The organism is Bradyrhizobium sp. AZCC 2262, assembly GCF_036924535.1.
Lineage (GTDB): Bacteria > Pseudomonadota > Alphaproteobacteria > Rhizobiales > Xanthobacteraceae > Bradyrhizobium.
The window spans coordinates 2,360,976-2,383,865 of sequence record NZ_JAZHRT010000001.1; the positions used below are offsets into that span (position 1 = coordinate 2,360,976).

General features: G+C 62.3%; 21 protein-coding genes and 1 pseudogene. 17 read left to right on the forward strand and 5 right to left on the reverse strand.

All coding sequences use genetic code 11. The features are described 5' to 3' along the window. Positions 1-95 precede the first annotated feature (95 nt). From V1283_RS11050 to V1283_RS11065, 4 genes are all read right to left on the reverse strand, one after another. Positions 96-2,168, reverse strand: coding sequence for an ATP-dependent helicase (locus V1283_RS11050; protein WP_334386507.1), 2,073 nt, complete (start codon positions 2,166-2,168; stop codon positions 96-98). A 143-nt stretch (positions 2,169-2,311) separates the two neighbouring features. Continuing rightward, positions 2,312-2,974 (reverse strand): SOS response-associated peptidase, encoded by a 663-nt coding sequence (locus tag V1283_RS11055; RefSeq protein ID WP_334393028.1) that lies wholly within the window; start codon positions 2,972-2,974, stop codon positions 2,312-2,314. A 21-nt stretch (positions 2,975-2,995) separates the two neighbouring features. Then, on the reverse strand, positions 2,996-3,292 hold the full coding sequence (locus tag V1283_RS11060) for a hypothetical protein (protein ID WP_334386508.1): 297 nt from the start codon (positions 3,290-3,292) through the stop codon (positions 2,996-2,998). A 23-nt stretch (positions 3,293-3,315) separates the two neighbouring features. Continuing rightward, entirely contained in the window at positions 3,316-3,522 is a 207-nt protein-coding gene (locus V1283_RS11065) for a hypothetical protein (RefSeq protein WP_334386509.1), read from the reverse strand. Here V1283_RS11065 and V1283_RS11070 point away from each other — a divergent pair. The 10 genes and pseudogenes from V1283_RS11070 (at position 3,521) to V1283_RS11115 (ending at position 18,540) form a co-directional block, all read left to right on the forward strand. Continuing rightward, positions 3,521-4,669, forward strand: coding sequence for a thermonuclease family protein (locus tag V1283_RS11070; protein WP_334386510.1), 1,149 nt, complete (start codon positions 3,521-3,523; stop codon positions 4,667-4,669). The genes V1283_RS11065 and V1283_RS11070 overlap by 2 nt on opposite strands. 116 nt (positions 4,670-4,785) lie before the next feature. Then, the gene (locus V1283_RS11075) at positions 4,786-4,977 is read left to right on the forward strand and encodes a hypothetical protein (protein WP_334386511.1); all 192 of its coding nucleotides are present in this window, start codon (positions 4,786-4,788) and stop codon (positions 4,975-4,977) included. 163 nt (positions 4,978-5,140) lie between these two features. Next, positions 5,141-6,531 (forward strand): annotated as a pseudogene (locus tag V1283_RS11080) (IS1182 family transposase). A gap of 228 nt (positions 6,532-6,759) precedes the next feature. Continuing rightward, positions 6,760-7,953, forward strand: a complete 1,194-nt coding sequence (locus V1283_RS11085; protein WP_334386512.1) for a DUF932 domain-containing protein — start codon at positions 6,760-6,762, stop codon at positions 7,951-7,953. A gap of 162 nt (positions 7,954-8,115) precedes the next feature. Beyond that, positions 8,116-10,245, forward strand: a complete 2,130-nt coding sequence (locus V1283_RS11090; protein ID WP_334386513.1) for a ParB/RepB/Spo0J family partition protein — start codon at positions 8,116-8,118, stop codon at positions 10,243-10,245. Between the two features lie 179 nt (positions 10,246-10,424). Next, positions 10,425-14,756, forward strand: a complete 4,332-nt coding sequence (locus V1283_RS11095) for a strawberry notch-like NTP hydrolase domain-containing protein (protein ID WP_334386514.1) — start codon at positions 10,425-10,427, stop codon at positions 14,754-14,756. Continuing rightward, a complete protein-coding gene (locus V1283_RS11100) occupies positions 14,756-15,817 on the forward strand; it encodes a DUF7146 domain-containing protein (protein WP_334386515.1) in 1,062 nt (353 codons plus the stop codon). Before V1283_RS11095 ends, V1283_RS11100 begins: the two co-directional genes overlap by 1 nt. Before the next feature lie 311 nt (positions 15,818-16,128). After that, positions 16,129-17,052: a DUF2493 domain-containing protein gene (locus tag V1283_RS11105; protein WP_334386516.1), complete on the forward strand. Its 924-nt coding sequence runs from the start codon at positions 16,129-16,131 to the stop codon at positions 17,050-17,052. Further along, positions 17,049-17,672 (forward strand): hypothetical protein, encoded by a 624-nt coding sequence (locus V1283_RS11110; RefSeq protein WP_334386518.1) that lies wholly within the window; start codon positions 17,049-17,051, stop codon positions 17,670-17,672. The genes V1283_RS11105 and V1283_RS11110 overlap by 4 nt, the downstream gene beginning before the upstream one ends. 547 nt (positions 17,673-18,219) lie before the next feature. After that, positions 18,220-18,540 (forward strand): DUF736 domain-containing protein, encoded by a 321-nt coding sequence (locus V1283_RS11115; RefSeq protein ID WP_334386520.1) that lies wholly within the window; start codon positions 18,220-18,222, stop codon positions 18,538-18,540. Between the two features lie 166 nt (positions 18,541-18,706). On the opposite strand, the gene V1283_RS11120 is transcribed toward V1283_RS11115, so the two are convergent. Beyond that, entirely contained in the window at positions 18,707-18,934 is a 228-nt protein-coding gene (locus V1283_RS11120; protein ID WP_334386521.1) for a helix-turn-helix domain-containing protein, read from the reverse strand. 218 nt (positions 18,935-19,152) lie between these two features. On the opposite strand from V1283_RS11120, the gene V1283_RS11125 reads away from it, so the two are divergent. The 7 genes from V1283_RS11125 (at position 19,153) to V1283_RS11150 (ending at position 22,550) form a co-directional block, all read left to right on the forward strand. Then, on the forward strand, positions 19,153-19,431 hold the full coding sequence (locus tag V1283_RS11125) for a DNA -binding domain-containing protein (protein ID WP_334386522.1): 279 nt from the start codon (positions 19,153-19,155) through the stop codon (positions 19,429-19,431). Positions 19,432-19,632: 201 nt separating this feature from the next. After that, complete coding sequence (locus V1283_RS44625; RefSeq protein WP_442895855.1) at positions 19,633-19,779, forward strand: transcriptional regulator domain-containing protein; 147 nt, start codon at positions 19,633-19,635, stop codon at positions 19,777-19,779. Then, on the forward strand, positions 19,727-20,359 hold the full coding sequence (locus tag V1283_RS11130) for a DUF2285 domain-containing protein (RefSeq protein ID WP_334386523.1): 633 nt from the start codon (positions 19,727-19,729) through the stop codon (positions 20,357-20,359). Before V1283_RS44625 ends, V1283_RS11130 begins: the two co-directional genes overlap by 53 nt. Positions 20,360-20,492: 133 nt before the next feature. Then, the gene (locus V1283_RS11135; RefSeq protein ID WP_334386524.1) at positions 20,493-20,771 is read left to right on the forward strand and encodes a helix-turn-helix transcriptional regulator; all 279 of its coding nucleotides are present in this window, start codon (positions 20,493-20,495) and stop codon (positions 20,769-20,771) included. A gap of 54 nt (positions 20,772-20,825) precedes the next feature. Further along, positions 20,826-21,290: a DUF2840 domain-containing protein gene (locus V1283_RS11140; protein WP_334393029.1), complete on the forward strand. Its 465-nt coding sequence runs from the start codon at positions 20,826-20,828 to the stop codon at positions 21,288-21,290. Further along, positions 21,287-21,796 carry a S26 family signal peptidase gene (locus V1283_RS11145; RefSeq protein WP_334386525.1) on the forward strand — a complete coding sequence of 170 codons (510 nt, stop codon included), beginning with the start codon at positions 21,287-21,289 and terminating at the stop codon, positions 21,794-21,796. The genes V1283_RS11140 and V1283_RS11145 overlap by 4 nt, the downstream gene beginning before the upstream one ends. 202 nt (positions 21,797-21,998) lie before the next feature. Next, a complete protein-coding gene (locus tag V1283_RS11150; RefSeq protein WP_442895723.1) occupies positions 21,999-22,550 on the forward strand; it encodes a lytic transglycosylase domain-containing protein in 552 nt (183 codons plus the stop codon). Positions 22,551-22,890: the final 340 nt, after the last annotated feature.

Here is a 22,890-nt window from a genome sequence, read left to right on the forward strand (position 1 = left end):
GAATCCGCGCACCCCTCGTTCGTTCCGGGGCGATCTCACAGATCAAGCGCCCCAAAGCGTGTCCGGTGCCGTTCTCCATCGGGTGGCGGAGCGGACTAGCGCCACATCCCTCGCATCCGGGCGCCGATGTCGATACGTGGGCCTTGGCTTGGGCCGCGCGCGGCGGCGCCTGGAGACGCTGCCGGCCAGTTCGTGCGCTCGAACAGTCCAAGCAGTTTCTCGGGAATGAAGCGGGTTCTTGATGCGTAGATATGGCGGTCGCCTTTTGAATGCTGGCCGTGTGTGAAGAAGCGCTGTGGTACCACCAGATGGAGATCGTCCTTTGCGCGCGTCATCGCGACGTAGAGCAGGCGGCGCTCCTCATCGAGCTCGGCGGAGGTGCCGGCTCCGAGGTCCGACGGCATGCAGCCGTCGACCACGTTGAGGACGTACACCGACTTCCATTCCTGGCCTTTGGCCGAGTGGATGGTCGATAGGATCAGATAGTCCTCATCCAGCAAAGGCACGCCCGCCTGGTCGCTGGTCGCGTCCGGCGGGTCCAGCGTTAATTCCGTCAAGAAGCGTTCACGCGACGGATATCCGCTTGCAATCTGCTCTAGCTGCATGAGATCGGCGCGCCGCACCTCGGCGTCTTCGTGGATGCGGTCGAGATGTGGTTCGTACCAGAGGCGGGCACGCTCCAGGTCCGATGGCCATTCTGAATATCGGAGGTTTCCGATCGTCTCGACGAAGGTGGTCCAATCGTCACCGGCGCGGGGCGGGGATGGAAGGGTACAAAGCGCGCCGAGCGGATTGGTGGCCTCCGCCATGTGATCGAGGATGCGCTGCGCGGAAGCGGGACCGATGCCCGGCAACAGATGCATCACCCGGAAGCCGGCGACCCTATCGCGGGGATTCTCGACGAACCGCAGGAGCGCGAGCATGTCCTTGACGTGCGCGGCGTCGAGAAACTTCAGGCCGCCGAACTTCACGAACGGGATGTTACGACGGGTGAGTTCGATCTCCAGCGGCCCACTGTGCGAGGAGGTGCGGAAGAGCACTGCCTGCTGCTTGAGAAGGGCCCCTTCCTCGCGGTTTTCGAGAATGCGCTCGACGATGTAACGCGCCTGATCAGCTTCGTCGCGCACGGCGACTAGACGGGGCTTTGCCGACGAAACGCGCTCCGTCCATAGGTTCTTGGTGAAGCGCTCCCTGGCGAGATCAATCACGCCGTTTGCGGCGGAGAGAATCGGTTGTGTCGAACGATAGTTGCGGTCGAGGGTGACGATTTCCGCCTTCGGGCTGAACTGCTCAGGGAAATCCAAGATGTTGCGGACGGTGGCCGCTCGGAAGGAATAGATCGATTGCGCGTCGTCACCGACCACGGTGAGGCCGCGCCCTCCAGGCTTCAGTGCAAGGAGGACCGACGATTGCAGACGGTTCGTGTCCTGGTATTCGTCGACCAGCGCGTGATCGAAGCGGCCGCCGATGTCATCGGCTATAGCCACGTCAGACATCATCTGCGCCCAGTACAACAGAAGGTCGTCGTAATCGAGGACGTTGTGCTTCTGCTTAGCCTCGACATACGCCGCGAAAAGCCCCTTGAGTTCATTGGACCAGCCGGAGCACCAGGGGTAAGACGCTCCGAGCACTTGCTCGAGTTCGGCCTCGGCGTTGACGCAGCGAGAGTAGATTGAAAGGCACGTGCCCTTGGCGGGAAAACGGCTTTCGGTCTTCGAGAGCCCGCGCTCGTGCCTAACGAGATTCATCAGGTCGGCCGAGTCCTCGCGATCGTGAATAGTAAAAGCTGGATTGAGGCCGATCTGGTCGGCATATTCGCGAAGCAGCCGGGCGCCGATACCGTGGAAGGTGCCGGCCCAACTTAGCGCGTCGGTCATGATGCCGGCATTGGTACCCAGGACCTTGCGGGCGATCCGTTCGACCCTTTTCGACATCTCGGACGCGGCGCGTCGCGAGAACGTCATCAGTAAGATCCGACGAGGGTCAGCGCCGCTGACGATGAGATGCGCGACACGGTGGGCAAGGGTGTTCGTCTTGCCAGATCCCGCGCCGGCGATGACGAGCAGTGGTGGTCCGACATGACCGTTGCCGGAGACGCCGTGCTCGACGGCTCGGCGCTGCTCAGGATTGAGCGTCTCAAGATATGATGCGGCCGTCGATGCGAGCACGAATCAGTTCCCCTGCTGAAATTCAACGCTCGATGATTCCCGCTGGAACCGCAACAAGTTCGACTACGCGGCAGCTGCCGTTAGAGCACGTGGTAAATTCTTGGCTTCGTCCCCACGTGCTCGATGTACGGCCAAAAAGGCGCCTACGCCGCCACCTTGTCTTCCTTATCGGCCCCCCGCATGACGATCTGTAACGCGTTATCGGGCAGCGGACGCTGCAGCGCCTTCGCTTCGTCCCACGAAGCGCGCATCCATACATCGCGCTCCTCTTCGGTGGTCAGGATCACCGGCATCGCCTTCGGATGAATCGGCGCGACGATGGCGTTCGGCGAAGTCGTCAAGAAACCGTAGACCAGGTGAGGCCCCGGAATCGGCTTCGACTTCGTGCCGCGGTCTCCCTTGAACTCAGTCCAGATACCGGCGAAGCAGAACAGAGGCCGGTTGTTGTCGAGCGCGAACCAAACAACGTCCTTCTTCTTGGTCTCCGGGTTCGGCTCCGGAGCGTACTCGGCGAAGCTGTTCGCGGGCACAAGGCAGCGGTTCTCCGGCTTCAGCCAACCGCGCCAGTGTGGAGAGGAGGTGTTGCGAATATTCGTCACCGGCGGGCCACCGGTCCTCGGCGGAGGCGGCATGCCCCAGCGCATCAGAACCATCTCTTCAGCATCGCCGACGTTGCGGATCACCGGTGCCGGATAGTCCGGAAAAACGCCGGGCATCGGCGGCAGGTTGCCGACGTACCGGTTCATGTGCCGGAACAAGGCGGCGATTGCCTCCTGGTTCGTGGTGATCGAATATAGATTGCACATCCTGGCGTTCACTCTCGGCGATCATGATACTTTACTTGCCGCGTTCTGTTCGAACGATCTCATCATGATGCCGTCGAGGATCTTGCCGGCGCTGGCTCGAATCTTCCGCACGGTAGCCTCTGGCATCGGTGGCAATTTGTACGTCGCCACAAGATCGGTGAGTTCCTTGTGAACGTCGGAGCGAAAGCCCCGCGGGTCGTCCGCCATCCCCGACACGACCTGAAATAAAGTCATCAGCATGAACTGGATCGCCATGTCGGCGCCCATCTGCTCGGCCTGGTCGTCGGTGATGAATGAAAGTTGGTTCTGATGTTTCACCGCTGCTTACCACGCCCTGAGTTCTATCCGCTGTAGGTCCGAAAGCGGCCCCGCACGTAGGCGTGCGATAAGGCCTTCTTCAAATCCGTTATCTCGGATTCCAGAAAATTGCTCGCGAAGATCAGCGCACGAACGGCCGCCCGCGTATCGCCACCGCAAGCGGCGATCGCCTGGTCGATGGCCGCCTCCAGCCCGTCGTCCTGTTCGTTCGGCTCCGAGACCGAAGACATGGCGCTGTTCCGGGTTGACCGTGTGCGGTCTATGTTCTTATTTTGTTCCTATGGAGTCAAGCCGCCATTCAAGCCGCCCTGGACGCTGGTCCGGGAAAATTCCGAGTGCTACGTGGTCCGGGACGCCAATGGCGTGACGGTGGCATGGCTCTATTGCCGTGACGACACCCAGCGCTACAGTTTCGGCGTGAGCAAGCTCTCATCAGACGAGGCGCGGCGGATCGGCAAGGCGATCGCGCGCATCCCCGAATTTATGATGCAGCGCCAGGGCTTCTATTCTCGCGGCGGCGGACCGCGCTGGCGCGCTGATCGCCCCTACCACGTCGCTCTTGAGGACCGCTACATCCGCGAACACTGGGATGAGATCGATGCTCTTTGCCGGCTGAACAGCCTGCCATTCAATGCGACCGGCGAAGTCATCCAGAGCGACGGCGTATGGAGGGTCTATGAATTCACCTGGCAGATGGATGCGATCCTGTTTTGGGATCGCTTCGAGGGACGCTGGCTGCGCGGAAGCGAGTTTCATTATCCCGAGCGGCCCGAGAATCTGCCATCACTGAAGCCGCTTCAGAACTGGCCGAAATCCACGCAATTTGCGGTAACTGCTGATGTCAACGTCATGAGCCTGCGTCGAGCCCTCGTCATATCGATGTCTCTGCTGCTGTCGAGCGCGGCATGGGCGGATGATCTTGCTGGACAAGCCAGCATCATCGATGGCGACACACTGGAAATTCATGGGACGCGCATCCGGCTCTGGGGCGTCGATGCGCCCGAGAGCAGCCAGCTATGCCGAGGTGCGGACAGCAACCTGTATCGCTGTGGCACGAAGGCAGCGAATGATCTCGATTCCTTCATCGCGCGTCGGCCGGTCAATTGTACGCCAGTCGCCGAAGATCAATATGGGCGGACTGTAGCAACCTGTTCCCTCGGCGGTGCCGATATCGGAGAATGGCTTGTGCGCAATGGTCTCGCGCTGGATTGGCCGCAATATTCGAAAGGCAAGTACGCCTCCGCCCAGCGCGAGGCCGATCGTTCGGGTCGCGGGATGTGGGCGGGCAGCTATGTGGAGCCGTGGTTGTTTCGCGGCTGCATCAGGGCAGGTGGTACTCCGACCAGCTGTTCGGATGATGCAAACGTACATCCTTGAACGCGCCTTTGCGGCGACTCGGAGCTTCAACAGTTGAGAACGTCGGAGTGAGCTAGTGCGATCTGTGCGACTCGCGTTAAGCAGTCGCTGTCACCTTACTGCGCAAAGGGAATAGGATGGTTGCTGCTGCCCGTGACTTGCCGGATTCAGGTTATGCGCTCGAAGTCGACGGCCGACTCAAGGCCGAATTTGCGACCAGGGACGGAGCCAAGACGGGCGCCGAAGAGCTGAAGAAGCGCTTTCCCATGCTCCAAATCAGAATCTATGACGCGCAGACACAGACTCGCGAGGAAGTCGAGCTGTCGTGAGTCTGGCGCGAGCAAGGTCATGACATCATTTTCGCGGGTTTAGGGCCGTCTCCCTTCGGGACCGGGCTGTCGGCTGGCGCTGAAACCCCGGCTTAAGGAGGCTGTGTGAGAACTGAGCGAGTCAGATAAGAAGGGCCGCATCGGCAACGATGCGGCCCTTTTGATGAGCTATATTCGGGGTGAAGATCGCGGTCAGGCAGCGTTGCTGCCTTCGGCAATCGAGGACTATGTTGCGGCGGATGCGGCGGTTCGGGTGATCGACGCATTTGTTGATGGGCTGGATCTGGGAGGGCTCGGATTTGGCCGCTCTGTGCCGGCGACAACCGGGCGGCCCCCCTATGATCCACGGACCTTCTGAAGCTCTATATTTGGGGCTATTTCAACGAAGTGCGTTCGTCGCGCCGGCTGGAACGGGAATGCCGCCGCAATGTCGAGGCGATGTGGCTTTTGCGACGGCTCAGCCCGGACTTTAAAACGATCGCCGATTTCCGTCGCGACAATGGCGACGCGATTGTGGGAGCGTGCCGCGCGTTCGTGATGCTGTGCCGGGACGCGGGCCTGTTCCGGGCCAGGCTTGTGGCGCTGGACGGCTCCAAGTTCCGGGCGGTTGCCAGCAGCCAGAAGATTGTGGGGCGCAGCGAGATCGCTGACGAAGCGGCGCGGCTCGATCGGCGGATTGCCGACTATCTGGCCAAACTTGAGGAAGCCGACGGCGCCGAGCCAGACGATGCGCCCGGCGCGACTGCGGCTGCGCTCGCAGCATTGCGGGGACGGCGCGGTGAACTCGACCGTCTTGCCGCGAAGCTGGAGACCGAAGGCCGCACAATGCTTGTCAAAGGCGAAGAAGACGCCAGACCGATGGGCAAGGGCAATGGCCCCAAGCCTCCCTCCTACAACGTCCAGACGGCGGTGGACGCCGATACCGGGCTGATCATTCATCATGAGGTAACGGATGAGGCGACCGATAAACGTCAGCTCCACCCCATGGCCAAGGCGGCCAGGGATGTTCTCGGGTGCACCGAGCTAACGGTGGTTGCCGATGCCGGCTTTGCCAACGGCGCGCATGCGAGCGCTTGCGAAGCGGATGGCATCACGGCTTGTGTCGCGGCCAACCGCGCCGTCAACAACCAGGCCGACGGTACCTTGTTTGATCGATCCGCCTTTGCCTATGAAGCGGATAGCGACACATTCCGCTGCCCGGAAGGCCGCAAGCTGGTGCGCAAGCAACTCCATCGGAAGAAGCGCAATGTGACCTACATCGCGCTCGATTGCTCGGGCTGCGCCCTCAAGCCGCAATGCACCACGGCACCACGACGCCTCGTCAAGCGGCATCTGGACGAGGATGCCCTAAACTGGATGAATGCGCGGGCCAACGCCGATCTCATGGCAAGGCGACGATGCGCCGCTGAGCATCCCTTCAGGACCATCAAACGGATGATGGCGGGAGGGCGCTTCCTCACCAGGAACCTCAAGGGCTCTCGAACCGAGATGGCCCTCTCCGTGCTCTCCTACAACATACTCCGAGCGATCAACCTCAAGGCCGCCATTACCTGAAAGCAAAAGAGGCTCCGGTCAAACCGGAGCCTCCAATCGTTTCCACACAGCCTCTTAGCCGGGGTTTCACCCTTCGGGCTTCCATCCCTGACGGAAGCTGCGGCGAGAGCGGAGACGCATTGGCGTCGGCGATCGACGGTGCAGGAGAGGGAGAGTGGGGCGGCGTTCGCCGTGACGGGTTGAAGGCCGGAGGAGAGTCTTCCGGCGCCCGTCATGGAGATTGCTCCCATGAATATGCAGGTTCTTGATGCCCGCCGCGATGCCAGTGGCGGTTACAGAGTGGATGTGAACCGCGGCGAGCGCGTCGGTCGGGTGTCCTCGGAGTGGTTTTCCCGTCCCGCCGATGAGCGTTATCTGTCGCTCAATGAACTGGCCCGCACGGTGCGTGATCGCACGGACCGCAGCCGAACGCGCGTGGTCGAAAGCGCGCTCATCCATGTGGAAGCAAACCGCGCCGACCCCGAGCGCCTGGCCCTGATGCTGCCCGGCTCTGACAAACCGGTCGCGCCGACCCATTGGAGCTTCGGCCAGCTTGCAAGCCAGGTTGGCGCTCCGGCCGCTTACCTGCGGCAGCTTCCCGCGGCCCTTGCAGGTATCAACCTGCAATATGGCCTGACCGCCAATCGCGCCAAACAGATCAAAACGCTCGAGACCGACGATGGCCGCGTTGAGCTTCGCGCCGTCACCAGCCCGGACTATGGCCGGATATTTGACCATGAGCTGGTTGAGGCTGTCCAGCGCATCGCTGGCAATGGCACGGGCGATACGCGATGGAAGGTGCCGGGCGTGCTCGACTGGTCAACCGGGATCTACAATCCGCGTGTCGACATTTCAAAGGAAACGACGACCCTCTATGCATCGGACAGGGACATTTTCCTTTTCCTGGTCGATGACCTGAACCCGATCGAAGCTGGCCGTCTCCGGGACGGCTCGCCCGACCTCTATTTCCGCGGCTTCTATTGCTGGAACTCGGAAGTCGGGGCGAAGACGCTCGGCATGGCGAGCTTCTATCTTCGTGCAGTCTGCCAAAATCGCAATTTGTGGGGCGTGGAAGACTTCGAGGAGATCATCATCCGCCATTCCAAATACGCAGCCTCCCGCTTTGCTCACGAGGCCGCCCCGGCGCTGCTGAACTTCGCCAACTCCTCAGCCACGCCCTTCGTCAACGGCATCAAGGTCGCCCGCGAACAGATCGTCGCACGCAGTGACGAGGATCGCACCGAGTTTCTGCGTCGCCGCGGCTTCTCCAAGGCCGAGACAGCCAAGGTGATCGACACGGTGCTGGCGGAGGAAGGCCGCCCGCCTGAAAGCATCTTCGATTTCGTGCAGGGCATCACCGCCGTCGCGCGCGACAAGCCGCATCAGGATGCCCGTCTGGACATGGAGGCGAAGGCGAAGAAGCTTTTGGATCGCGCCGCCTGAGTCCCGCCAAGCCGCGGAAACCCGTTTCTCGTGTCTGCGGCACTTCTCCGTTTCGCTGGTTCCGTGGCGCTGCCCTCTTGGAGCAAGAGGGCGGCGCTTCGCTCCTTGAACGGCTTGGAGGCCGAGAGAGAGGCTTTCGGCCGGCCGTTCCGGAGAACTGACATGGCAAAGGCCGTTCAGAAGATCAAGCTATCGCCATCGCGCGACATTCCCTTCAACAAGCTTGTGCTGGCTCAATCCAACGTCCGCCGCACCAGGGCCGGTATCTCGATCGAGGACCTCGCCGAGGACATCGCGCGGCGGTCCCTGCTACAAAGTCTCAACGTCCGGCCAATCTCTGACGCCGAAGGCCAGGAGACCGGCATGTTCGAGGTGCCTGCAGGTGGCAGGCGGTATCGAGCACTCGAGCTTCTGGTGAAGCAGAAGCGTCTGACGAAGACCGCGCCGGTCCCGTGCATCGTCAGTGAAGCCGGCACCGAGATCACCGCGGAAGAGGATTCGCTTGCCGAAAACGTGCATCGTGTCGCGCTTCATCCCCTCGACCAGTTTCGGGCATTTCAGACGTTGCGCGAGCAAGGTCGTCCTGAGGAGGATATCGCGGCCATCTTTTTCGTCTCCGTCAACGTGGTGAAGCAGCGGCTCCGGCTCGTGGCTGTCTCCCCGACTCTGCTCGACGTCTATGCCGACGACGGTATGTCGCTCGAACAGTTGATGGCGTTCTCCGTCACGGCCGAGCACGCTCGACAGGAACAGGTCTGGGAGAGCGTCAACAAGTCAGGCTACGATGAGCCGTATCAGATCAGGCGCCTTCTGACCGAGCGCGCGGTGCGGGCCTCCGACAAGCGTGCGCGGTTTGTCGGCCTCGCCGCCTATGAGGCGGCCGGCGGCAATGTGCTGCGCGATCTCTTTGAGGAGGATGGCGGCGGCTGGCTCGAGGACATAGCTTTGCTCGAACGTCTTGTCGCCGACAAGCTGCGGACCGAAGCCGAGATCGTCGCCGCCGAAGGCTGGAAGTGGCTGGATGTCGCCGCAACATTTCCCTACGGCTACGATCACGAGCACCGTCGGCTCGAGGGGACACCGGCTGATCTGACCTCCGAGGAGCAGGTGAGTTTTGATGCTCTCCAGGCCGAATACGACGCGCTTCAGGCAAAATATGAAGACGCCGACGAACTGCCGGATGAGGTGGATGCGCGTCTTGGCGAACTCGAGGAAGCGCTCGAAGCCTTCGCGAACCGGCCGGACGTCTTCAAGCCCGCCGAAATCGTCCATGCCGGCGCCTTCGTCAGCATCGATGGCGAGGGCGGCTTGCAGGTCGAGCGGGGCTACGTCCGCCGCGAGGACGAGACCGCGTTCGTTGCGGCGACGGCCGAGCCTGATCCCGAAGCGAGCTCAGCAGCGTCTCTCGCCGATGCTGGCGACCATGGAGGGCCGCCCGTCCAGCGCGCCACGATCACGGTCGCAGGGCACGCAGATGCGGACGAGGAGGACGACGATGATGCCATCCGCTCGTTGCCCGATCGGCTTGTGGCGGAGCTGACCGCGCATCGCACGCTGGCGCTGCGCGATGCCGTCGCTTGCCATCCGCAGGTCGCGATGACGGCGCTGCTGCACAAGCTCTGTGTCGACGCCTTCTACCAGACCTATACGCCGGGATGTCTTGAAGCCGGCGTGCGCCACGTCCAGCTTCCCGGTCAGACGCCGGGTCTGAAGGAGAGCGCGTCTGCGAAGTCCATCGCCGATCGGCAGGCGGCCTGGAAGGCCGATGTGCCGACCGACGAACAGGCGCTGTGGGATTGGCTCGCCACCCTTGACGATGCCAGCCGGCTGGCGCTGCTCGCCCACTGCACGTCCTTTGGCGTCAATGCGCTTTTGGAGAAGGTCGATCGCCATGGCGGCTCAGGTGTGACCGCCCATGGCTTGCAGCGTCGCCTCGATCAAGCAGACCGCCTGGCGCGGGCGGTGAATCTCGACATGGCGGAGGTCGGCTGGCGACCGACGGTCGACAACTATCTCGGCCGGGTCACCAAGAGTCGGATCCTCGAAGCGGTTCGTGAGGCCAAGGGCGAGGGCGCCATGCAGCTCATCGACCACCTCAAGAAAAGCGAGATGGCCAGGGAGGCCGAGCGTCTGCTCGAGGACACCCGTTGGCTCCCCGAGCCGCTGCGGCTCGCCGAAGTGGCGCCGCCGTCGGACGTCAAAGAAGCACTGCCGGAGTTCCTCTCCGACGACGAGGGGCAGGCTGGCGAGATCGGCGAGATCGAGCCGGCACAGGCCGTCGCTGCCGAATAACACACTGCTGCGGAGCGGCAGGCGCCGCTCCGCAGCCTTCGCCACGTCTTCTCCTCTCTGCTCGCATGAGGAGAATGGCAGGGAGAGGTAGAGCCGGGCCGGGAAGGGCTTGAGCTGCCGCGGTCTTAAGAGAGCGCCGGGCGGCTCGGCCCAGTCCCGCTCTCCGAGAAATCCCTCCCATGACCGAATCTCTCATCGACGGCGCCGCCGTGCCGCTCCCGATCCGTGCCACCGCAGTTGTCGCTTCTGCCGCCGTCAAGGCTGCGCGCCAGCTTTTGACCGATCTTGAACGGGGTCGGCGCCTCGACGCCGCTGTTCTGCGCAATGCCATGGAGGCAGCGTTTGCCGCCTCCGATGCGACCGGTGCCTGGAACTGGAAGACGGCCTATGACGCGTGTGAAGCGGCAACCGTCCTGTTCCTGCGACGGTATGGCGCCGCCATGCGCGCCAAGGCGGTGTCGCCGGCCGCCATGCTGCCGATGCTGCTGAGGATCGCGAGCCTCCTTCCGACGCAGACACGGCGGTCCGAGGAAAGCGAATCTCTCCAGCAGTTCTCCACGCCGATCGGACTGGCATACGTCGCCAGCGTCGCTGCCGCGATCACCCCCGCCGACGTCGTTCTGGAGCCATCGGCCGGCACCGGCCTTCTTGCGATCCTCGCAGAACTCGCCGGCGCCTCGCTCGTTCTTAACGAGTTCGCCGAGAGCCGCGCCGGCATTCTCGGTCAGATCTTTCCGGCCGTCTCCACCACGCGGTTTGACGCCGCACACATCAACGACCACCTCGACGCGCGCATCGTGCCCAGCGTCGTGCTGATGAACCCCCCATTCTCGGCCGCGGTTCATGTCGATCGCCGGATGGCGGATGCGGCGATGCGGCACGTCGCTTCCGCGCTGGCCCGTCTTCCGGAAGGTGGACGGCTGGTCGCCATCACCGGCGCAAACGTCGCCCCCGACGATCCCGTGTGGACGGAGTCCTTCAAGCGGCTGCAGGAACAGGGCCGGGTCGTGTTCTCGGCGGCAATCGACGGCGCTGCCTATGCCAAGCACGGCACCACCATCGAAACCCGCCTGACCGTTATCGATCGAGGGCCGGCGGACGACATCGCGTCGTTGCCGGCAACCGCCGGCATCGCGCCTGACCTGCCGACTTTGCTCGACTGGGTCGTCCGGTGCGTGCCACCACGCCGCCCAATCGTGGGCGTCGCGGTGGCGGCAGTGCCAGCAATTGCCAGCCCGTCGACACCTCGAACCGTCCGCGCCTACGTCGCCCAGCGCCAGCCCGTGACGGCGGCGCCAGCATCCGAGCTCGTGGCGACGGTAGTCGCCTATGAGCCTATCGACTGGGCGCCCGCAGATGCCAGCAAGATCACCGATGCGCTTTATGAATCCTACGCGTTGCAGTCGATCCGCATTCCGGGCGCGCACGCCCATCCCACCGAGCTCGTGCAGTCGGCCGCAATGGCTTCGGTCGCATCGCCAAAACCATCCTACTGGCCGCATTTGCCGGCCAATGTCATAGCGGATGGCATTCTGTCGGACGCGCAGCTCGAGAGCGTCATCTACGCCGGCGAGGCGCATTCGGAATTTCTCGCGGGCTCCTGGACCGTCGATGCGACGTTTGATGTCGTGGCGGCAGCGCCTGATGACGGCGAGAATGCCGTTTGCTTTCGACGCGGCTGGTTCCTCGGCGACGGCACAGGCGCGGGCAAGGGACGGCAGGTCGCCGGTATCCTGCTCGACAACTGGCTCAAGGGCCGCCGTCGTGCGGTCTGGATCAGCAAGTCTGACAAGCTGATCGAGGATGCGCAGCGCGATTGGTCGGCGCTGGGGATGGAGCGCCTGCTGGTCACGCCGCTTTCCCGTTTCCGGCAGGGCACGCCAATCCGGCTTGGGGAAGCCGTCCTATTTACCACCTACGCTACGCTGCGCACCGATGAGCGCGGAGAAAAGCTTTCGCGCGTACGGCAGATCGTTGAATGGTTCGGCTCCGACTTCGACGGAGTGATCGTCTTCGACGAGAGCCACGCCATGCAGAACGCGGTTGGCGGCAAGGGCGAGCGGGGAGACCAAGCGGCCTCTCAGCAGGGGCGCGCGGGCCTGCGACTCCAACATGCCTTGCCGAATGCCCGCATCGTCTATGTCTCGGCGACCGGCGCAACTACCGTGCACAATCTTGCTTATGCCCAGCGGCTGGGACTATGGGGCGGCAATGACTTCCCATTCGCCAGTCGGGCCGAATTCGTCGAGGCGATCGAGGAGGGCGGAGTCGCTGCCATGGAGGTGCTGGCGCGCGACCTCAAGGCGCTCGGCCTCTACGCGGCGCGCTCGCTCTCCTACGAGGGTGTCGAATACGAACTCGTCGAACACCAGCTCACGCCCGAGCAGATCCGTATCTACGATGCCTATGCCGGCGCATTCAGCATCATTCATAACAATCTCGACGCTGCGATGCGCGCCGCCAACATCACCGGCGAGACCGGCACGCTGAACGGGCAGGCAAAGTCCGCGGCGCGATCCGCCTTCGAAAGCGCCAAGCAGCGCTTCTTCGGCCATCTGCTCACCTCAATGAAGACACCCTCGCTGACCCGCTCGATCGAGTGCGATCTCGACGCCGGCCATGCCGCCGTCATCCAGATCGTCTCGACTGGCGAGGCGCTGATGGAGCGCCGGCTCGCGGAGATCCCGACCGAGGAGTGGGGCGACATCCAGGTCGACATCACCCCGCGCGAATATGTCCTCGATTATCTCGCCCATTCCTTCCCGGTCCAGCTCTACGAGCCATTCACCGATTCCGAGGGCAATCTCTGTTCACGACCTGTCTATCGCGACGGCCAGCCGGTTGAGAGCCGAGAAGCCGTCACCCGTCGTGACCGTCTGATCGAGAAGCTCGCCTCGCTTCCGCCCGTGCCGGGTGCGCTCGACCAGATCGTTCAGCGCTTCGGAACGGACATGGTCGCCGAGGTTACCGGCCGCTCGCGCCGCGTCATTTGCAAGCATGATCGGCTGATAGTCGAGACCCGCGCCGCGTCAGCCAATCTCGCCGAGACCGCTGCTTTCATGGATGACGCCAAGCGCATCCTCGTCTTCAGCGATGCCGGCGGCACGGGGAGGAGCTACCACGCCGAACTCTCTGCGCGGAATCGCAGGCTGAGGGTTCACTACCTGCTCGAGCCGGGCTGGAGGGCGGACGCCGCCATTCAGGGCCTGGGTCGTACGAACCGCACTAACCAGGCGCAGCCGCCGCTGTTCCGGCCCATTGCGACAGACGTGAAGGCGGAAAAGCGCTTTCTCTCTACCATCGCCCGCCGTCTTGACACGTTGGGCGCGATTACGCGCGGCCAGCGCCAGACCGGTGGTCAGGGCCTGTTCAGGCCCGAGGATAATCTCGAAAGCCATTACGGCCGCGATGCGCTGCGTCAGCTCTATCATCTGCTTGTTCGCGGCAAGGTGGAGGGTTGCTCGCTTGAGACGTTCGAGGACGCGACCGGCCTGAAGCTTATGGATGTCAACGGGATCAAGGACGAGCTGCCGCCGATCACCACCTTCTTGAACAGGCTCTTGGCGCTCACCATCGACCTGCAGAACGTCCTGTTCACCGTATTCGAGCAACTGCTCACCGCTCGCATCGAAGGTGCGATCGCGTCCGGCACCTACGATGCCGGCCTGGAGACGCTACGCGCCGAGAGCTTCGTCGTTGCCGATCGGCGCGTCATCTATACCCATCCCGGGATCGGCGCGGAGACACGGCTACTCACCATCACCGAACGGCGGCGCAACCGTCCGGTGACGCTGGACGAGGCGCTCGATCGGCTTTCCGATTCGTGCGGTGTTCTGCTCGTCAACGAGCGCTCGGGCCGGGCCGCCGTTCAGGTGCCGGCTCCGAGCCTCATGCTCGACGATGGCGAGATCGAACGGCGCGTGCGGCTCATCCGGCCGATGGAGCATAACAGCCTTCCGCTGACGATGATGGCGGAAAGCCATTGGGAGGAGGTCAACCGCGAACGCTTCAGCACGGCCTGGCTGGCGGAACTCACCGAAGTGCCCGAGTTCACCGACAGCACCATCCATGTGGTGGCGGGCCTGCTGCTGCCAATTTGGAAGCGGTTACCGCAGGAGTCGACACGGATCTACCGGCTTCAGACCGATGCCGGCGAGCGCATCATCGGCCGCAAGGTCTCGCCGGCCTGGGTGGTGACTGCGCTGGCTGGCAACGCGCCGGCACTGACGCCGGACGTCGCCTTCGCCGCGCTGCTCGAAGGGCGCACGGTTCTCGACCTTGCCGAGGGCCTGAAACTTCGACGCGTCCGCGTCATGGGCGCACATCGCATCGAACTGTCCGGCTTCAGCGACACCATGCGGGACCGTCTGCGCGCCTCTGGGCTCTTCGGGGAGATCATCTCCTGGAAGCTGCGCATGTTCGTTCCGACCGACGCCACTGGCGTCGGCGTCCTGGCCAAGGTGCTCGAACGCTATCCGGTCGAGCGGACCTGTGAACGGGAGGCTGCGTGATGCCGCGCGACGCTTCCGAACTGGCACGCCGTCTCGCGCGTGAGGCCGAGGCCGTGTGCCGCCATTATCTCTCCAACGGCAAGCGCGAGGGGCGGTACTGGCTGGTTGGCGATGTCCACAACACGCCAGGCCGTTCGCTATTTGTGAGGCTCCAGGACTCGCCGAAAGGACCTGCCGGCAAGTGGACAGACGCCGCGACCTCTGAGCACGGGGATTTGCTCGACATCATCAGAGAAAGTCTTGAGCTTCGCGATTTCCGCGAGGTCGCGGCGGAAGCGCGGCGATTCCTGAACTTGCCTCGTGCTGAACCACAACCGAACTTGAAATCGGTGCGTCCGCCAGCAGTGGCTGGATCGCAAGAAGCAGCAAGGCGCCTCTTTGCGATATCGCAGCCGATCGAAGGAAGCGTGGTCGAAGCCTATCTGCAGGCTCGGGGAATAGCCCGCGTGTACCATGACGGCAACCTGCGCTTCCATCCGCGCTGCTACTATCGACCTGACGAGCACCTTCCGACCGAGACCTGGCCGGCGATGATTGCCTGCGTCACGGACCTTGATGGCCGAATCACCGGCGTGCATCGCACCTGGCTCGATCCGGATGGTTTTGACCGCATTCGACTCGGCAAAGCTCCGATCGACACACCACGACGGGCGATGGGTGACCTGCTCGGCAACGCGGTGCGTTTTGGCCCGGCGGACGACGATGTACTTGTCGCCGGCGAAGGCATCGAGACGATGCTGTCGCTTCGCTGCGTGCTTCCAACCTTTCCGATGGCAGCCGCCCTTTCGGCCAATCACCTCGCGGCCATGCTACTATCGTCGAGTTTGCGTCGCCTCTATATCGCCCGCGACGCCGATGCCGCCGGCGACACAGTACAGATCACACTTGCGCAGCGCGCAGGAGCTGCCGGCGTCGAGGCGATTGCCTTGTCGCCACGGCTGGGCGACTTCAACGAAGATCTGCACGTCTTCGGCCTTAACGCTCTCCGAGCAACGTTGCGGATTCAGCTTGCACCTGAGGACGTCGACCGCTTCCTCTTGCCTGCGACAGCGCTCGGATAGCTGCGTTTGCCTTCCATCGACGTCAGCAGATCGGTCGCGGGCATCCAATGCCGGCGAGGGCCGCGACCACGGCCTTCTAGAGGGCGATCGGACGGCAAGCGACCCGGGCCGGCAATGGCAGACGTGCGGCTATTTTCCGCCGGCCCTTCGGGCCTTTGCACCGCGAAGCAAAATAGCCGCACCTCTGCCATCCTCCGCTGGCGCTTCGGCCCTCCGCTGCCGCTCCGGGTTCTGGCCCGTCCCGCCCGCCGTCTGAGTGATCGCCACGAAGGCCGCGATGGGCGCGGCCGAACCGGCAAAGGACCTACCTCATGACCGATCATGATGACATCGAGCCAGCGCACGGCGTATCTCCGACCGAGCACGTCCTCAGCGAACTGCAGCTCTTTGGCTATCGTCCCTTCGACGACCAGCCTGATCCCAGACCGATGCCCGAAGGTAAGATGATCGCTGGCGCCGTGGCCGACATCTTCGACGCCCTCGTCGCCACCCTGAACGACACCCGGCTCGAGCCGGACCTGGAGGACCTGCTCTGGTCGACCGTCAACCTCTTCCATCGGGCCACCGACCGCATCGAACGCCAACTCGACGACAACGAACAGGCGCAACGCAAGAGCCAGCGCGAGCAGAACGGCTCGGAGGTGCAATCGGTCGAACTTGAACGCCTAACGGCCGAGGGCATCACGTTGATCGAACGTCGCAACTGTCTCGAACTCTTCCGCGATCTGGCCATCGAACGCTTCGAGATGCACACCGGTTCATCCTGGCGTCCTCGGTCGGGATCGCTTGTCAACCATCGCACGCTCACCGCGGCGATGATCGACTCCCGGGAGTTCATCGCAGCCAAGCGCCGCGCCGAGACCGAGGTCATGTTGCCGGCAGGACCAAAGATCGCTCTTACCGGTGGCCTCGACTTCAACGACCACCATCTGATCTGGGATCGCCTCGACAAGGTGCACGCCAAGCATCCCGACATGGTGCTGATCCATGGCGGTTCGCCAAGGGGCGCCGAGTTGATCGCCTCCAAATGGGCTGTTAACCGCAAGGTACCGCAGATCGCTTTCAAGCCGGACTGGACCAAGCACGCCAAGGCGGCACCGTTCCGACGCAACGATGCCATGCTCGAACTACTGCCGATCGGCGTCATGCATTTCCCGGGCACGGGAATCCAGGACAACCTCGCCGACAAGGCGAAGCGCCTCGGCATCGCCGTTTGGAAATTCGGCGCTTCATGAGCGCCGACCTGCCATCCACACCACCGAGGTGGAGTTGCATCGCCGCAACTCCGCCTCCTTTCAACTGCATGTTCGAATTTGCGCCGTGGCGGTGGTGGAAGGCGCAACCATACCCCTTTGCATATGGAGCCACCACCGTGCTCGCCCTTGGACTTCTCCTGAACTTCGCTGGCATTGGCTTGTTCTGCTGGCTGATCTTCACGTTGGCAGTATACGCCTTGCCATTCTTTGTCGGACTCTACGTGTTCATGATAGCATTGCACGGTGGTGCCGGCATCCTCGGTGCGCCGCTTGTTGGCATTGCTGCCGGCGGGATCACTCTTGCGATCGGTCAAACGGCCTTCGCAATGACACGCTCCGTGATCACCCGTGCCATCGTTGCCGCCCTGTTTGCTGTCCCGGCGACACTTGCTGGCTATCAGGTCGTATTTGCGATGTCGCAAATCGGCGTGCCGTCATTGGCCTGGCGTGAGATCTTCGCCTGTCTCGGCGCGATCTTTATTGGCGGCACGGCGTGGACGCGGTTGACCGTCTTCACCGAGGCCCGCCCGCTCGATTCGGGCGGGGAGGCTAGGAATGATCCTCAACCAGTTCTCTCAGCCGCAGCACATCAGAAGTGATACCGCGCTATCTGCGTGTCGAACTTGTCGACTACAGCCGTGCGCCGAAGGCGGGTCATCGAGCTTGAGCCAAGGCCAGTCGCGACCTTCTTCAGAACACTTCGATGAGATGGCAGTGATCACGTCCGGTGCACATGGATGCGGCGCTGGAGCCGTTCGTTGGCGGTTGGCTTTATGCTGACGTTATCGCCCTTTTGTCTTCCTTCGTTTCTTTTCCTACGCTGAATCATTTCGACCTCTTGCCGAGCCGAACCGAAGGCCGCCATCTTCTCCCGGACTTGTGGTTGAGCACGCGACGCACGTGGCCTCTTTGATGGCTCGATCTGGCCGAAGACCGGCTGCGCCTCGATCGTCTGAGCCGCAACGCTGTCGACGCGACTTTCTTCCCCTGGGCTAACGCCCATTCCTCGCGAGGCAAGAAAGTCGCGTCGACAGCATCCTCCGCTGCGCTCCAGCCCTTCGGGTGCGTCGCCGATCGTCCTCGGCCTGCAGATCGCCATCGAGGCCGCGATGGTCGCGGGCTCGAAACACAAACAGGAGAAGTGACATGGCTACCATCGGTTCCTTCAAGAAGGTCGGCAACGATTTCCAGGGCGAGATCATCACGCTCAGCCTGCAGGCCAAAGGCGTCCGCATCGTCGCGGAATCCAACGCCGCCAACGACAAAGCTCCGAGCCACCGCGTTTTCGTGGGCCGTGCCGAGATAGGTGCCGCCTGGTCGAAGCGTTCCGAAGAAGGTCGCGACTACCTCTCTCTCAAGCTTGATGACCCGTCCTTCAACGCGCCGATCTACGCTAACCTGTTCGACGACGAGGGCGGCGAAGGCTACACCCTGCTGTGGTCGCGGCCGCGGAAGAACGGCGAGTAAGTATCGCTGCGCCGAGCCCCGCCCGGTCAATCCGGGCGGGGCTTCCTTAGTGCCCAAGTAAGACGAAAGGCGTCGCGAGGCTCGCCGGGGCGCAGGCCTGAGTTTTCGAATAGCCCAGTGGAGCTTAATCGGGTCGAGGGCGAGTCTTCGCACTCCGCTTGCGAGATTAGCTACGAGCCTTGGATGTTTTTTCGTCGAGCAAATCCCCGGGCCGAACCTCCAGCGCCTGAGCCGTTTCCCAGATTGTAAGCAGGGTTGCATTTTGCAGCCCTCGCACCATGCTGCTGATAAAGGCGCGATCGACACCCATTCGCTCGGCGACAGCTTCTTGACTTAGCCCCAAGGCCAAGCGGAATTTGCGTGCGTTTGCTCCAAAGACCTTGCGAATGTCCATCCGCAGGATAGGAGGCAATCGCGTATTTCAATGCTACGTGCTATAATACGCGGGCACGAGCCGGCCCTTGGCACCGCCGCCTCAAATGTTCCAACGATTCTTTGATCTCCTAAGCACACAAAAACCTGTAGATCGCTTGACCTAGTCGGTACGACAATAGCTCAGGTGCAGCTAAGGTTCGCCAAATCGAAGCTTCTCGACCAATAGGAGTTTCTTGCGTGCCGCCGCTTGATCCCGAAGTTGCAGATCTAGCTCCTGATGAGCCGACGCTAACGCCGTATGACCGGCAACACGCCGTCACTTATGTGCGACTCCTCGATGCTGAAAAAGCCAACGCCGATTGGCAAGAAGTCGTGCGTATTGTTCTCCACATCGATCCTGCCGTGGAGCCAGCTCGTGCCCGCGGTGCTTACGAGAGTCATTTGGCGCGTGCCAAGTGGGCTGCGCGCCACGGTTATCGTGAACTCCTCGCCCGCGGATGGCCGAAGAGCGAATGATGACGCTTGTTTGAAGAAGACATGACGTCTCGTTGAAGCCCAATCAAAAGCGCGAATGACCCCATTGGCTTCACCGAATGCCGCAACCAGAAATGGTCACATTTATCAGGCTGCAATTCCCCATCGTTAGTGCAGTGCAATGGGGAAGTCGTTATGTCAGCTGTTGATTGGAGATCAGAGCAAGATTACGCAAACTTCGGAATGGCAGAAGGTGCCGATGTTGCTTGGGAATGGCTCCGCCGCGACAGCGAATACGAGCGAGATTTCAGGAATCTGACAGCCGCTGCGCAATCGGATGGGGCGCCTCATCAATTCCGAAATAAATGGGGGTTGTCTTTTCGCGGCTGATCCTGAACAGGCGTTCGACCGGCAATCGATATTCTGGGCGCCGGAAGCCCTCTCGACCGTCTTGTCGCTCCGTCAATTCGGCGCGGCCAGCGATGCTGGGCAATATACCCTTGATTGGACCAGGCTTGCCGCTGGCGAATTTCGCCATGGGCCAGATGGCTGGCATGGAGTTGTAGCGCTGGCAGGCGCAATCCACCGGCTTTACCTGCCAGCAATACCTGCCAAAGGGGCGCCGCTTTCAATCGAATTGCCGCTCGACGCCAATTCCGACATTCGTATGCAGGCCGCACACCGATTTTGGTGCGCCATCGACGGCCGCCGTCTTGGTGCGTCTCCTCTTGCGCTTTCTCCCGAGCGTCGCCGGCGCTTCGTTTTGATGATGCGAGCCCTCGATGCCTGGTTGGCGGGACATAGTTATCGTGAAATCGCGGAGGGATTGTTCGGCAAGGAGCGCGTTCGTGGCCGCTCCTGGAAGGACCATGATCTTCGCAGCTTAACCATCCGCCTGGTCAAGAACGGCATCGCTCTGATGCGGGGCGGCTATCGCGCATTGCTGCGTCCGCCATCTCGGAAGAAATAGGCGTTCTCGCGGGGGGTGTCGAAAATAGACCCCCTCATCTTCGGCATCCCCCTTCGAGGCCCCTCTCCGTCATTGTCGCCGTCAACGCGCCACAGACCTCGCTGGCGCTCCACACGGCAACGGAGCTTTTCAGATGTCCGATGCGAGCCTCGCTACATCGCCACGATACCTTCGGACTGCCGAGGCAGCCCGATACTTAAGCCTTTCACCCCGCACTCTGGAAAAACACCGAACCTACGGCACCGGTCCCGCTTACCGGAAGATCGGTGGTCGCGTCGTGTACGCGGTGGCTGATCTCAACGCATGGGCTGACATTGGCACCAGAATCTCAACCAGCGATCCAGGTGCCGGCACCGTACTGCCGGCAAAGCGGCACGCTCCCATCCCTTATGCGGGAAAGGAGCGGCGCTGATCCATGAAGAGACACGCGCACACCCCCGAAAAATACCCGACCAAAGAAGTCACCGTGAGCGACCTCACGACAGTTGAACTCTTGTGGCTGGAAAAGCGCATCGAGAACCGCGTTCGGTTTGGTCGCGCCGTCTCGGAAAGCATCCTGGACCGCAATCGACGCATCTTGTCTTTCGCTCCGGGGAGCATCTTCGCGTTTGTCCGTTGGACATCCAACGACTTTGGGACGGTCCTGTCCCGCATCGATGTTCTGCGAGCGATGACCCCAGGTCAGCACTATTCGACGGTGCCCTGGATCAAGCCCGGCGGTGAGAGCCTGTTGCGACTATCCGGCTGGCCGAAGGTTGAACGGGTTCTGCAATTGATCGATGCTGTCGAGGCACTCGACATCGATCCTGCCGACGCAGCACCTGACTACTGGCACCACGTTCACAATCGATTGTCGGTCAACGAAACCCCTCGACCATACACCCGATCCCGTCACCAAGCTTGGCTCCATCGGCGGAAGGTCTCGTCATGAACGCTCGGTGTGCGACTATTTTCACGACATTTGCTGCAACCGTTCTTCTCCTTTCGACAGTCGGACGAGCAGCACCGCACTACATTTGGAATGCGTCGAACAGCGTTCCGATCGGCCTATATAGGCTTCGGCCCGTGACGACGTTGACCGTCACCGACCTTGTTGCCGTTCAGCCTCCAGATCTTCTCGCAACATTCCTTGATCTCAACGGCTATCTGCCGATCGGCGTCCCCATGCTGAAGCGTGTGCTGGCGCTGCCAGGGCAAACGGTCTGCAGGAACGGCCTGACAGTCGCCGTCGACGGCATCGAAATGGGACAGGCACACGAGCGCGACGGGCGAGGCCGTCCGCTTCCGGCCTGGCACGGATGCCGCGTCATCGCGGATGGCGATGTCTTTGTCATGAACTGGCAATCGCCGGATTCGCTCGACGGTCGGTACTTTGGACCGCTACCCGCATCCGCGGTGATCGGCAGGGCAGTACCCGTGTGGACTGACGAAGAGTGATCATGCACATGCACCACACTCCCTCGACTAATTGCGCTTCCACTGAGCCGTCTCCGATCTTTCCTTACCGGCCTCGTCCAGAACGCGGAAAGCGCTCGCCCGGCCTGCTACTGAAAAGTCGCATCTGTGAATTAGCGGATCAATTGCGCGGCGCCGTTCGCTCCGACCCATTGCACGCATTATCGTGGCGGTCGCGCCGTTCATGAGCCTGAACGCGGCCCCGACGCTCTTCGCGACTAGCGCGTGCGCACAGCGTGCGTCGCGTCCTGAATCCATCGATCGGTACGCCAAATTCGTCGAGGAGGCCTCCGCTCGCTTCGCCGTGCCGGCCCGCTGGATTCGCGCCGTCCTCCAAGTTGAAAGCGGAGGTGACGAGCACTCGATCTCTCCTCGTGGTGCGATGGGCCTGATGCAGCTCATGCCGGGCACCTGGGTAGAGCTCAGCGTTCGCTACGGTCTCGGTCTCGACCCGTTTGATCCTCGCGACAACATACTAGCCGGCACCGCCTACCTTAAAGAGATGCACGATCGCTTCGGATCGGCGGGCTTCCTTGCGGCCTACCATGCCGGTCCGTCGCGTTATGAACAGCACCTCGGGACAGGCCAACCGCTTCCACCAGAAACCGTGGCCTATGTCACGGCTGTGACGCCATTGCTCGCCGACAAGCAGAGTGAACACGCTGCGTTTCGCATCAGGCGTGCGGTCCCTTGGCGGGAAGCTCCGCTGTTTGTTGACCGCACGGACGCGCCGTGAGTGACGATCGGTCGGCAATCGCCGTGCAGAAGCGTCGCAATTTATCCGTCGGCTCGCTGCAGGGTTTTCATGCTCAAACGCCTCTCGCCCGACCTGCTTGTACGTCAATCATATGAGGATCCAACGCGATGACTGGAATTGCATTTTGTCGCAAGCCACCGCCAGCTCTGGCACGTTCCAAGCTCATGAGATGGGCGCTGGGAGGGAGCGACCGACGAGGGCAGGATAAAGCACCAAAGGTGCGGGCGGTCGGTTGGGGGCCTGAGTACCCGAGAATTCCAGTGCTCCTGCAAACATTGCGCAATATCCCGCGCAACTTGCGTTTCTCAGCAAGGCGCTA

Excerpts from the sequence above, each read along its gene's own strand:
- V1283_RS11145 (WP_334386525.1), top strand. The coding sequence starts at position 21,287 with ATGAACGCTCGGTGTGCGACTATTTTCACGACATTTGCTGCAACCGTT.
- V1283_RS11070 (WP_334386510.1), top strand. The coding sequence starts at position 3,521 with ATGGCGCTGTTCCGGGTTGACCGTGTGCGGTCTATGTTCTTATTTTGT.
- V1283_RS11055 (WP_334393028.1), bottom strand. The coding sequence starts at position 2,974 with ATGTGCAATCTATATTCGATCACCACGAACCAGGAGGCAATCGCCGCC.
- V1283_RS11150 (WP_442895723.1), top strand. The coding sequence starts at position 21,999 with ATGAGCCTGAACGCGGCCCCGACGCTCTTCGCGACTAGCGCGTGCGCA.
- V1283_RS11075 (WP_334386511.1), top strand. The coding sequence starts at position 4,786 with ATGGTTGCTGCTGCCCGTGACTTGCCGGATTCAGGTTATGCGCTCGAA.
- V1283_RS11110 (WP_334386518.1), top strand. The coding sequence starts at position 17,049 with ATGAGCGCCGACCTGCCATCCACACCACCGAGGTGGAGTTGCATCGCC.
- V1283_RS11130 (WP_334386523.1), top strand. The coding sequence starts at position 19,727 with ATGGGGCGCCTCATCAATTCCGAAATAAATGGGGGTTGTCTTTTCGCG.
- V1283_RS11100 (WP_334386515.1), top strand. The coding sequence starts at position 14,756 with ATGCCGCGCGACGCTTCCGAACTGGCACGCCGTCTCGCGCGTGAGGCC.
- V1283_RS11105 (WP_334386516.1), top strand. The coding sequence starts at position 16,129 with ATGACCGATCATGATGACATCGAGCCAGCGCACGGCGTATCTCCGACC.
- V1283_RS11135 (WP_334386524.1), top strand. The coding sequence starts at position 20,493 with ATGTCCGATGCGAGCCTCGCTACATCGCCACGATACCTTCGGACTGCC.
- V1283_RS11095 (WP_334386514.1), top strand. The coding sequence starts at position 10,425 with ATGACCGAATCTCTCATCGACGGCGCCGCCGTGCCGCTCCCGATCCGT.
- V1283_RS11085 (WP_334386512.1), top strand. The coding sequence starts at position 6,760 with ATGAATATGCAGGTTCTTGATGCCCGCCGCGATGCCAGTGGCGGTTAC.
- V1283_RS11115 (WP_334386520.1), top strand. The coding sequence starts at position 18,220 with ATGGCTACCATCGGTTCCTTCAAGAAGGTCGGCAACGATTTCCAGGGC.
- V1283_RS11120 (WP_334386521.1), bottom strand. The coding sequence starts at position 18,934 with ATGGACATTCGCAAGGTCTTTGGAGCAAACGCACGCAAATTCCGCTTG.
- V1283_RS44625 (WP_442895855.1), top strand. The coding sequence starts at position 19,633 with ATGGCAGAAGGTGCCGATGTTGCTTGGGAATGGCTCCGCCGCGACAGC.
- V1283_RS11065 (WP_334386509.1), bottom strand. The coding sequence starts at position 3,522 with ATGTCTTCGGTCTCGGAGCCGAACGAACAGGACGACGGGCTGGAGGCG.
- V1283_RS11090 (WP_334386513.1), top strand. The coding sequence starts at position 8,116 with ATGGCAAAGGCCGTTCAGAAGATCAAGCTATCGCCATCGCGCGACATT.